Annotated in this window: 1 protein-coding gene (running past one end of the window); it reads left to right on the plus strand. The window is 48.7% G+C overall.

The features are described from left to right. A protein-coding gene (locus OL444_RS15200; RefSeq protein WP_264732020.1) for a non-ribosomal peptide synthase/polyketide synthase crosses the window boundary here: on the plus strand, positions 1 to 13157 show its 3' end. 19183 nt of this gene lie to the left of the window's left edge; 13157 of the gene's 32340 nt are visible here — the last part of the coding sequence; its start codon lies off the left edge, out of view; the stop codon is at positions 13155 to 13157. Positions 13158 to 13174: the final 17 nt, after the last annotated feature.

Here is a 13174-nt window from a genome sequence, read left to right on the forward strand (position 1 = left end):
GTACCCTGCAAGTGGTCAGCCTGGATAATGTGTATGTGGAAGCTGCATTGCAGGCCATCACCATAGATGTGGCGCCGGTGGCGAATACCGGGCCTGCACACCTGGCCTATGTGATTTATACCAGTGGTACTACTGGCCGGCCTAAAGGTGTGATGGTGGAACATCGTAACGTAGTCAATTATTTATTTAACCTGAGCGATACCATTCCGGATGAGATCAAACGGGTAGATTTCTCCGGAAATCTTTCCTTTGACTTGTCAGTAACGACTACCTTATATCCTGTATGTTCCGGTAAAACCATTTTTATTTTTGGCGGAGATTTGACCGATGTAGGAGCCTATCAGCAACATTTGTACGATCATAAGATCGGGTTGTTGAAGGCTACACCCGCCTATCTGTCTTTAATACATACAGCAGATACCGCTGGCGTAAACGGACATCGGATCAGCCTCGCTATTGCAGGTGGGGAGAAGTTACAGCCACAACAAGCCGAACGGATCTTACAATTTGCCGATAGCATCCTGGATGAATACGGCCCTACAGAAACAACGGTAGGCGCTACCATTTACCGCATTCACGAGCCGGGCATGGTATTGTCGATCGGAAAACCTTATGCGAATTACTGCGTGTATATCCTGGATGCGCAGGGGAATCCGGTACCGCCGGGAGCGGTGGGTGAGCTGTATGTGGGCGGAGCCGGCGTTACCAGAGGGTATCTTCACCTGGATGAACTGACGGCGCAGCGTTTCCTGGACAATCCTTTCCGTACGGCAGCAGAGATTACCGCGGGTATCAATGCCCGCATGTATAAAACCGGTGACCTGGTATATTATCTGCCGGATGGTAACCTGATGTATGTAGGTAGAAATGATGAACAAGTGAAAGTGAATGGCTACCGGATAGAGCTGCGGGAAATTGAAGCCTGCCTGACAACTTTCCCTGGTATTACAGCGGCGGCGGTGATAGCTCTGGAACAAGCCGGTAGCACATCGCTGGCCGGATATTTTGTAGCGGCAGATCACATCAGTACAGAAGAAGTGATACATTACCTGGCAGCGCAGTTGCCGCCATATATGGTACCTGCACAGTTGATCCCACTCGACCAATTACCACTTAGTGCCAATGGAAAGCTGGACAGAAAAGCGCTGATGGAAACCGTGCATGCGGTTACTGCAAATTATCAGGCGCCGGCCACAGCAACGGAAGCAAGGCTGGTAACTATTTATGCGGAAGTCCTGCAAACAGATGAGCGGGAAATCAGTACCGCAGCTGACTTTTTCAGACTGGGTGGCAACAGTATACTGGCTATCCGGCTGGTAAGCATACTGAATAGAGAGATGCAGTCGCATATCAGTGTGGCCGATATCTTTCAATATAAAACCATACAAAGACTGGCGGTCAATTTATTCAAGGAGCGGGCTGCTGTACCGCCATTATTGCGGGTAACCGTCGATAAGCCGGAAGACCAGTTGTTATCCTTTGCACAAGAACGGTTATGGTTCATTGAAACCTATGAAAGCGGCAGTGAGGTGTATAACATTCCCCTGGTATTCAGATTGAAGGAATCCGTAAATCCGGAAAGCCTGGTCGCTGCATTACATCGCATCATCAGCAGACACGAAGTACTACATAGTTTTATCAGCACCAGTGGGGAGGGGATCGGATACCAGCGGGTAAATGATTACAGCCAATTCCCTTTACGCATTACCACCACATTGGTATCATCAGCGGAAATGCTGACTGCAGAAGTAACGGCCTTCGCCCGGCAGGTATTCCGGCTGGACGAAGAGTATCCGGTGAGGGTAAGACTTTATTATGTGGAAGAGGAAGGCTATTACATTAGTCTGGTATTGCATCATATTGCTTTTGATGCATGGTCAGCATCGATACTGATACGTGAACTCCATCATTATTATCAGCATCTGGAAGCACAGCAAAGTGGTACAACGGGCATCGATCTGCCTGCATTGCCGGTACAATATAAAGATTACGCCTTATGGCAACGGCAACTGTTATCGGGTGATATACTGGAAAAACAACTCGCCTACTGGAAAAACAGGCTGGCAGGCTATCAACAGCTGTATATCCCAACAGATCGCAGCAGGCCGGTAGTACAAGATTATGCAGGGGCCAGTATTGCATTCAGCCTGGAAGAAACGACAACGGATACATTAAGGGCAATGGCCAGAACCTTGTCCGTAAGTATGTACAGCCTTTTACTGAGTGGCTATTATCTTACGTTGAGTGCCTATAGTGGACAGGACGATGTGATCATTGGCAGCCCGGTTGCGAACAGGCATCATGCGGGTACTGCAGACATCATTGGATTTTTTGTGAACACCCTTGCCTTGCGGCAGGAGATAGACGGGGAACAACCGCTGGCGGCATTCATCAGAGAAGTAGGAACAAATATAACGGATGCACAGCAACACCAGGATTTGCCTTTTGAAAAACTGGTGGCTGAACTGAAAGTAACTCCTGACAGCTCCAGACATCCGTTATTTCAGCTTTTATTTGATGTAGCAGCAGATGAAAAAGGAACGAAAAATGAGGCGGATCAACTGTTGGAGACGATCGCATTGACTGCTGATGTCGGCGCTGGTATTGCCAGATTCGATATAACGGTAGTACTGGATAATACGGGCGATACGATTACCGGTACGGTTAACTATGCGACAGCATTGTTTGATGCCACAACGATTCGTGCTATTATCGATACCTATCAGGAAATACTGACACAGTTTGCTGCGTTGATGCGGAGCGGTAGGTATGATACGCCGGTTAAATCCCTGCATTATCTGGATGCCGCTACCTATCAGCAACGGATATACGATCAGCAGCTGTTGCCGGCAGGTATTACAACTGGTACGCTACAGCAGCTTTTTGAACAACAGGTGTTGGCAGCTCCGGAGCAGATCGCATTGGTATCAGGCAATGAATCCCTGACCTATAGCGCGCTGAATGAGCAGGCCAACCGGTTAGCAGCCTATCTGAAAACAACGTATACCATACAACCAGACGATCGGATTGCGTTGTGCCTCGATCGCTCTGTGTGGCAGGTAATAGGTATCCTGGCCGTGTTAAAAGCCGGTGCTGCCTATGTGCCGATGGAAGTATCCTATCCGGATGAACGACTGGCCTATATGATGGCAGATGCACAACCACTTGTGGTACTTACGCAGGCAGGGCATCAGCAGCGGTTAGCTACGATCGGCACGGTGCCGGTGTTGCCGATAGATGAAGCAGGTATATTTACTGCCTGCAGTCCAGATAACCCGGAACGGGCAACCAACAGCCATCATCTGGCCTACGTGATCTATACCAGCGGAACTACCGGCAAGCCGAAAGGGGTGATGGTAGAACATGGCCATGTACTGCGTTTATTTAGTGCTACCGACCAGTGGTATCAGTTTAATGCGGCCGATGTCTGGACGTTGTATCATTCGTATGTGTTTGATTTCAGTGTATGGGAAATATGGGGTGCTTTGCTGCATGGCGGCCGGTTGTTAATACCTTCCGATGAACAGGTACATGACCCGGTTTTATTCTATGAACTATGTGCTACCGGCGGCGTGACCATCCTGAACCAGACCCCGCATGCCTTCTATCAGTTTGCAGATACAGCAGTACAGCAGGCAAGCTGGCTGACACATGTACGTTATATCATCTTCGGTGGAGAAGCGCTGCAATTACCACAGTTAAAAACGTGGTACAGCCGTTATGCCGATACCGTACCGCAGCTGGTGAATATGTACGGCATTACCGAAACCACGGTGCATGTGACCTTCCAGGCACTGCGCGCTGACGCATTGGACCGTGGCTCACTGATAGGCGTACCATTACCGGATTTATCTACGTATATACTGGACCGTTATTTAAGACCGGTGCCGCAAGGCGCCTTGGGAGAATTGTATATAGGCGGAGCGGGGGTATCCCGCGGATACCTGCACCAGCCGGCGTTAACAGCAGAACGGTTTATCGCGAATCCATTCCGCACCGCCGCAGAAACGAACGCCGGTAGCAACAGCCGGTTGTACCGCACGGGCGATCTCGTTCGTTCCCTGCCGGATGGCAGTCTGGAATACATCGGTCGTAACGACTACCAGGTGAAGATCCGTGGGTATCGTATCGAGCTGGATGAAATCACGGCACGTTTATCTGCCTACCCGGGTATCCGGCAATCGGTAGTAATCGCGAAAGAGAAAGAAGGGAACCGTTACCTGGCAGGTTATTATGTATCAGATAATGCCTTAGACGCGCTGGCAGTTTCAGCTTACCTGAGCGCTTACCTGCCGGCCTACATGTTGCCGTCGGCATGGGTGCATTTGCCGCAACTGCCGCTGACGGTGAATGGTAAGCTGGATACCGCTGCTTTGCCCGATCCTGCTTTTGCGGGCACGGGAAATTATGTAGCGCCTGCAACGGTGATAGAGCAGCAGCTATGTACTATTTATGCAACCGTATTGGGACTGGCTCCGGAAACCATCAGTGTACAGGATGATTTCTTTAGCCTGGGCGGCGATAGTATCATCGCTATCCGACTGGTGAGTAAAATCAATCAATCCTTTCCAGGTCGGGTGAAGGTGAAAGATGTATTCACCCACAGGCATATACGTGCTTTGGGTAATTATCTGCAAACGCAGGATCATTACTATAAAGAGGAGATATATGTACCATTCAGCCTGTCTGATAAGGCAGCCTATGAAAATAGCCTGGATCTGACAGCGGTAGCCGACATCTATCCGGCCGGTTATCTGCAGATGGGGATGCTGTTTGAATCTGAACAGGGAGAGCGGGGTACCTATCATGATGTATTCCGGTACAGGATCAATCAGGTATTTGAGCGGGAACGGTTTGTTCGCATCTGGCAACAGCTCATGAAAAAGCATGCCTTGCTGAGAGCGGCCTTCCGGCTTTCACCGAAAGGATATGACTGTATCGTTTACCAGGAGGTAACGCCGGAGATATTGGTTTACCGGGATCGCAATCCGGAAGAGATCATCAGAGAGGAGCAAGGGCATGATTTTGATTTTGCCCGACCAGGATTATTCAGATTATTGATCAATGAGCTGGGAGATAGTTACGACTTTATCTTTTCTTTCCATCATGCCATCGCTGACGGCTGGAGCATTGCCTCACTGGTCAATGAACTGATTGTGGCGGATGTGAGCAATGAGCCGGTGAAAGCAGATGCCGGGCTGCATTATGGCGAGTTTGTAGCCCGGGAACAAGCGGTACTCAATGATCCGGCAGTGGAATCGTTTTGGAAGCATTATCTGGCCGACTTACAGCTGGAGCCAGTGAGCTGGAAAAACGGTGATACTTTTTCAGAGAATGGTTTGTATACAACTGCACTAGTAATAGAAGAAGTGAAAACCCGCCGGTTGCTGGCGTTGGCAAAGTCCCTGCAGGTGAATGCGGATACCGTATTTATTTATTTGTATCAGCAAACCTTGTCTCTGTTTTTACAACAGCAGGAGCTGGTTATGGGGTTGGTAGTCAACAACAGGTTGGAAAAAGAAGGAGGGGACCGTTTGTTTGGCCTCTTCCTGAATACCATTCCTTACCGCTATAAAGTGAATCAGGGCTTCCCGGATCATGCAACGGCCATCAGGCATACGCAGTTGCAGCAACTGGAACTACATGCCTACAAGGCATATCCCTACGCAAAAATGAAGTCGCTGGTGGGAGAAGAGTTGTACCAGTTTGCCTTCAACTTTGTACACTTCCATATTTTCAGTGAAAGCATCGATAACATAGCGGAAGGTTCCGGCTATGAGAAATCAAATATTCCTTTTGTACTGAATGTTTCCCAGTATGGCGATAAAGGATTCACGCTATTGCTGACGGCACATGATGAAGTAACCGGTCAGGCACAGCTGGATTACTTTATGCGTTATCTGGACCGCAATATCGATAGCTTACTGGATAACCGTTATGATTTTAAACTGTTGCAGGATACGGATTACGATACCATCGTGCGCAACTGGAGCCGGCAGGCGGCCGGAGAAGTAATACTGGGAACCATTCATCAATTGTTTGAACAACAGGTACGTAGCACACCGGATGAAATAGCGCTGGTGTATGGCGATGTACAACTGAGTTATCAGCAACTGAATGAACAGGCCAACCAGCTGGCAGCTTATCTTACCGCTACCTATAAGGTGCAGCCGGATGATCTCATCGCCTTGTATCTGGATCGTTCTGCATCGATGCTGATAGCGATGCTGGCAGTGTTGAAGGCAGGTGGGGCTTATGTACCCATAGATCCTTCCTATCCGCAGGATCGCAGTCATTATATTCTGCGCGATACTGCGGCAAAAGTTATTTTGACAGATGAAAAATATTCATCTGCCTTAACCGGCATAGCAGGTGATATCCCTGTTGTAGCTACCGACAGTGTAGCGTTCCGGCAGTTGTTGTTGTCTTACAAAAATACAAACAGACAAACGGAGGTACACCCGTATCACCTGGCCTACGTGATTTATACCAGTGGTACTACAGGCCATCCCAAAGGTGTGATGATTGAGCATAATAGCGTGGTACAGCTGGCCGCTGCACAGGGACGTACTTTCGGATTCATTCGCAATACAGCCGGTTACCGGCATCAGCGTTGTCTGTGGTACGCCAGTTATGTATTTGATGCACATGTGTGGGAAGTGTATGCGCCTTTGCTTTTCGGACATCGGTTATACGTGGCGGAAGAGGCGATCCGTATAGACATCGTGCAGTTGCAACAATATGTGCAGGCGCATGCAATTGACCTGGCAACCATACCACCGGCGTTACTGGATAAAACCAACCTGTTACCCTTACAAACGCTGATAGTGGCCGGAGATGTGACGCCTGCCGGTGTGATGGAACGTTACCGGGAACAGGGGATAGCTGTGGTAAATGCCTACGGCCCAACCGAAGTAACCGTTTGTGCTACCTTACATCAGTATGAAAGAGGTAGCAGCAACCGTAATATCGGCCGGCCTTTACCCCATGTGACGGTGTATGTGCTGAATAAAGATTTGCTGCCGGTACCTGTGGGCGCCCCAGGCGAATTGTACATTGGCGGTGCGGGAGTGGCACGTGGTTATCTGCACCTGCCGGAACTCAGTAAGGAGCGGTTTATCAGTAATCCATTATTGCAACATGGTGAACGACTGTATAAAACAGGTGACCTCGTTCGTTTCCTGCCGGATGGCAGCCTGGAATATATCGGCCGTAACGATGTGCAGCTCAAGATCCGTGGTTATCGTATTGAACCGGAAGAAATAGCCAACAGGTTGCTATTGTATACCGGCATTAAAGCCGCAGTAGTGCTGGCGAAAGAGCCGGCCAATAGAACCGGCAGTTACCTCGTTGGTTATTATACGGCAAATCATCCGGTAGCAGACACGCTGTTGTCGCAGTGGCTGCAGGTAACACTGCCGGACTATATGATTCCTGTTGCATGGGTGCATCTCGATAAAATGCCTTTAACGGTAAATGGAAAGCTCGATAAGAAAGCTTTACCGGATCCGCAGGTGACAGGTAAAGTGGCCTATGAGGCGCCGGAAAATGAGCTGCAAAAACTGCTGTGTGATATCTATGGGCAGGTACTGGGTATCGACCCTGCTGTGATAGGTATTCAGGATGACTTTTTCAGACTGGGCGGAGATAGTATCATCAGTATACAGCTGATCAGCAGCATCCGGCGACAGGCAGGTATACAGGTGAATGCCGGAGATATTTTCAAACACCGGACGATCGCTGCATTGTACGATTATGTGATGGCAAAAGATAATAGCAGTATACAACCAGTCAGTACAGAACAAGGGCTGCTGACGGGCGAAGTACCGCTCCTGCCTGTACAGCAATGGTTTTTCGACCAGGTGACAAAAGGTTTGTTCCCGGCGTTCCATCACTGGAACCAGTCTTTTATGCTGCAGGTACCACCACTGGACAAAGCAATACTGGCACAAAGTATCAGTTGCCTGATCGCTTATCATGATGCATTACGATTAACATTTTTCAAAACAGCACATTATCAGCAGGCATATAGTGGTACCCTTGCGCCGGTAAATATCCACTACGCCAACGTCAGTGATTTATCCGCAGTTGCAATAACCGATATCCTGACCGGCTGGCAAAACCAGTTTGACCTGTTTAACGGGTATGTGCTGCAAACCGGTTACCTGGATGGTTATGCGGATGGCAGTGCCAGGATCTTCTTTGCATTCCACCACCTGGTAGCGGATACTGTGAGCTGGCATATTCTCTCGGATGACCTGCAGAAAATCTATCATTATTTATCTGAAAACAAACAGGAAACGACTGCTCCGTTGCCGCTGGCAGTAGCAGTACTGGGTCCTAAGAGAACCAGTTACAGACAATGGAGCCAGGCTATCAGCGCTTACAAACAAACGGAACAATTAACAGCACGCAGGTACTGGCAGGACACGACGGCAGCTATCGCAGATAATAACGCTGTACTGCAGAAGCAGGCAACCGCCTCCTGGCATAACGCTGCACTGGAACTGGATGAACAGACAACAGGTTTACTGTTGCGGGAAACCGGTAAGGCGTATCATACACAGATCAATGATATTTTACTCAGCGCATTAGGACTGGCTTTATCTTCCCTTACCGGAAACAGTCAGCATGATGTATTACTGGAAGCACACGGAAGAGAAGAGATGGCTCCGGAACTGGATATTACCGGAACCGTGGGATGGTTTACCACCATGTATCCGGTAAGGCTGGACACCAGTGGAAAAGACACCGGCGAGATTGTGGTGGCCACCAAGGAGATGTTGCGGCGGATACCATTCCATGGCCTGGAATATGGCGCATTGCTGGGTTACACCAGTCAGGATTTGCCGGTCGTGAGTTTTAACTATCTGGGCCAGTTTGAAAAACGGGAGATAGCCGCGGAAGCAGCATGGCGTATCAGCAGCGACGCTGCAGGTAGTACCACTGATGCGGCCAACAAACGTAGCGATGTGCTCAGTATTACCGGCGCCGTTACAGATGGACAGCTCCGTTTCGACATCGCTGCCCGTTTGCCAGCACCATTGTTGCAGACGTTCCTGCAGGCCTATCAGGAAAGCCTGGAGCGTATGATTGTCAACCTGAGTCAATATACCAGAACTTATCTCACCCCAACAGACATCGGTGACGTGATAGCTGCCAGCTATCTGAACAGGTTGCAGGCATCACAGGAGATATCCGCGGTTTATCTGGCGAATAGTCTGCAGGAAGGATTTATCTATCATTCCCTGCATCAGGGGGATACCGATGACGCCTACACTGTGCAGCTGATATGGGATTATAAAAATGTATTGCAGGTGCCGCAACTACGCCATGCATGGGAGCTGGCCCGGGATAAATACAGCGCGCTGCGGCTGCGGTTTGCATGGGAAGCCGAACTGGTGCAAATAATAGATAAAGGTGGAGAGAACGACTGGCGTTTTACGGATTTATCTGCAGCAGCACCAGCAGCACAGGACGCGGCTGTCCGTGATTTGCTGGCAGCCGACCGTGCCACTTCCTATCAGCTGGATGCCGGTAATCTCTTCCGGATCTACCTGATAAAAAGAAACGAACAGCATTATACAACGGTATTCAGTTGTCACCACGCCATCCTGGATGGCTGGAGTACGCCGCTGCTGATCAATTTTGTACATGATACTTATCTGCAATTGCTCAGTAAAGGGGTTGCAGCCGTGAAAAAAGATAAAAGCTATGAAGCGGCGCAACAGTACCTGCAGCAGCATCGGGCCGATAATGCAGCTTACTGGAAAGCCTATACGGCGCAGATAGAAAACAGAGAGGAGCTGGGAGGATTGTTGAAGGAGGAGCAGAAACATGTGGTATTAGCTACTTACCGCCACATCAAACAGTCGGAAGAACAACAATTAATCATTGAGGGAGAACGTTTGAAACGCTTGTCAGATTTCTGTGCGGAACATGGCTTTACACCGAATGCCTTACTGCAGTACTGCTGGCATAAGCTACTCAGTGTATATGGCAGAACAGATACGACTGTAACAGGGATGACCGTATCGGGTAGAAGCCTTGTGATTGATGACATCGAACAGTCTGTCGGATTGTATATCAATACGCTGCCGGTCATACTGCAACACGGCGCTGCTACAGTGGTAGATGCCATCCGCGAACTGCAGGTGTTTATCAATGAAGCCGGCAACCGGAGTGATGTGAATTTGTCTGGGTTACAGAAAAACGGAGAGCGGTTATTCAACAGCCTTTTTGTTTTTGAAAACTATCCGGTACCGGAAAGCCGCAGTGCTGATCATACATTGGTGCTGGAGTTTAAACAATCGGTCGAAAAGCTGGATTATCCACTGGCGGTTATTGCCCATAAATCTTCCGACGCACTTGTAGTCAGGTTGCAGTATGCGGGTGAACTTTTTGCTGTGGAAAAAATACAGCAGTTACTGGCAGGTATGGAAGGATTGGTAGATCAGCTGATACAAACAGCAGATGTACATACCCATGAACTCAGTTATCTCAGTCGTGCGCAGCTCCGGCAGGTGATGCAGTGGAGCGGTACCGGAAAAACATATACGGTAGATAAAACATTACCGCAACTGTTTGAAGAACGGGCATTACAGACGCCTGATAATATGGCGGTCGTTTTTGGTACGCGGCGGCTCACCTATGCGGCACTGAATGAACGGGCCAACAGGCTGGCGCACTATCTGAAAGCAACCTATCACCTGCAACCGGATGATCTGGTTGCGATGCTGATGGACAGATCCGAAAACCTGCTGGTCACGATACTGGGTATATTAAAGGCAGGTGCTGCCTATGTGCCGATGGATATCGGATTCCCGGATGAAAGGATTAGTTATATCCTGTCAGATACCGCGGCGAAAGTACTGATTACAGAAGAACGGCAGGCCGAGCGGATACACACCCTGACAGCAGAAAATGCATTGGCAGTGGTGGTGGCCGATACGCCATCTTTCCAGACGCTTTTGCAGCAAAATTATGCGGCCGATAATGTACAAACAACCCTTCAGCCAACAAATCTGGCCTATATTATCTATACCAGTGGTACCTCCGGCAGGCCGAAGGGCGTTATGCAGGAACATCGTAATGTACCCCGGTTGGTAACCGCTATGCAGGCATTATATCATTTTAATGAAAAGGATGTATGGTCTTTGTTCCATTCCTATGTGTTTGATTTCAGTGTATGGGAAATCTGGGGCGCCTTGTTGTTGGGCGGCAGCCTGGTGATTCCTTCACAGGAACAGATCAGGGATCTGGAGCAATTGTATGCATTGTACCTGAAAGAAGGCGTGACGGTATTGAACCAGACGCCCAATGCTTTCTATCCTTTTATTGAAATCGCGGTAAACAAAAGGGAACGATTGAATAGCCTGCGTTGTGTGATGATCGGTGGGGAGACACTCAATCCGATACAACTGAAACCGTGGTATACCAACTATTCCGATACGGCGCCGCAACTGGTAAACGTATATGGCATTACAGAAACGACCGCGTTAAGTACCGGGTTCAAAATCAGTAGTGCGGTGTTGCACAAGGGATCTTTGATTGGTACGGTCATCCATGATCAGTATACTTATCTGCTGGACGATTATCTGCGCCCTGTACCACCCGGCGCAACAGGAGAACTTTATATTGGTGGTGCGGGCATGAGCAGGGGATATCTCAACAGTCCGGACCTGACGAAAGAACGTTTCATCCCTAATCCATTCCAGTCTGCCGCTGAAAAGGCGCTGGGGCATAATGGAATACTGTATAAATCAGGTGACCTGGCGCGTTACGTGGGAGAGGGTATATTGGAATACGTGGGAAGAAATGATTTTCAGGTAAAGATACGGGGATACCGTATTGAGCTGGGAGAGGTAGAAGCGGCCCTGTCATCTTATCCGGGTATCCGCCAGTCGGTGGTATTGGTGAAAGAGCAACGGGAGATCAATAATAAATATCTCGCGGCTTATTATGTGGCGGAAACAGTCATTGAGCGAAAAGCATTGCTGGATCATCTTAAACAGTTACTACCGGAATACATGTTGCCTGCAGCGCTTATACACCTGACCAGTTTACCACTCACCATCAATGGTAAAGTAGATACGCCAGCATTGCCGGTACCGGATTTGACGGAAAGCCAGGAGTACCAGGCGCCCGAAAATGAGATGCAGGAACAGCTCTGTGATATTTTCGCAGAAATACTGGCACTGGAAGCAGATAAGATCAGTATTGATGATGAATTTTTTCAACTGGGCGGTAATAGTATTATGGCCATCCGGTTGGTGAACACCATCAACAGCCGGTTTCATGTAACCATAAAAATTGCGGCCATTTTTGTAGCCCGTACCGTCAGACAACTGGCGCTGAAAATACATGAAGACAGAGACAACAACCGTATTATCATCAAGCTGAACAAAGCTGTTGGCAAGGATAATATTTTCATGGTGCATCCGGGCGGTGGCGGTTGTGAAGTATATGCTTCGCTCGCCGATAAGTTAAGCCGGGATTACAGCTGTTATGGCGTAGATAACTATAATCTGCATCATGAAGAGAAAATAGATGACCTGACCGACATAGCGGCATTTTATCTGTCTTATATAGATGAAATACAGGCAGAAACCGGTCAGACGGAATACCGGTTACTGGGCTGGTCACTCGGTGGACAGATTGTATTGGAAATGGCGGCGATACTGGAACAAAGAGGCGTGAAGGATATCACTGTTTATTTACTGGATCCGATGTTATCGGACGGCGACAGTAAGATGGCCGCATTGAGAACGCCGCCTACGGAAGCTGATGTACAGAAAGCCATCGTGGATATGGAAAAGGCCGGATCGCATGTAAAAGGAATCGCAGAAAGTTCGGAAGACTTTGAAGAAAATGTCAGCGACTTTTTGTTGGCAGAATATGCATTGAGAGACCAGGCTATTTCCGCAGTGCTCAGGCATACCAGCGTGGTGTTGTTTAAAGCTACGCTGGTAGATAATAACCTGCCACCGGAAAAGCTGGAGGTGCAGGCATACCTGATGAGCCTGGCCTACAATAATGTGGATCATGTACTGGAAAGTAACGCGCAATTACAATTGATCACGATCGATACGATTCATCATGCCAATATACTGGAAGATGAAAACGCTTTGCTGGCAGGTATACTTAAATCAGTTTAACGCATTAAAATGTGACA

The organism is Chitinophaga nivalis (assembly GCF_025989125.1).
GTDB classification, from domain to species: Bacteria; Bacteroidota; Bacteroidia; order Chitinophagales; family Chitinophagaceae; genus Chitinophaga; species Chitinophaga nivalis.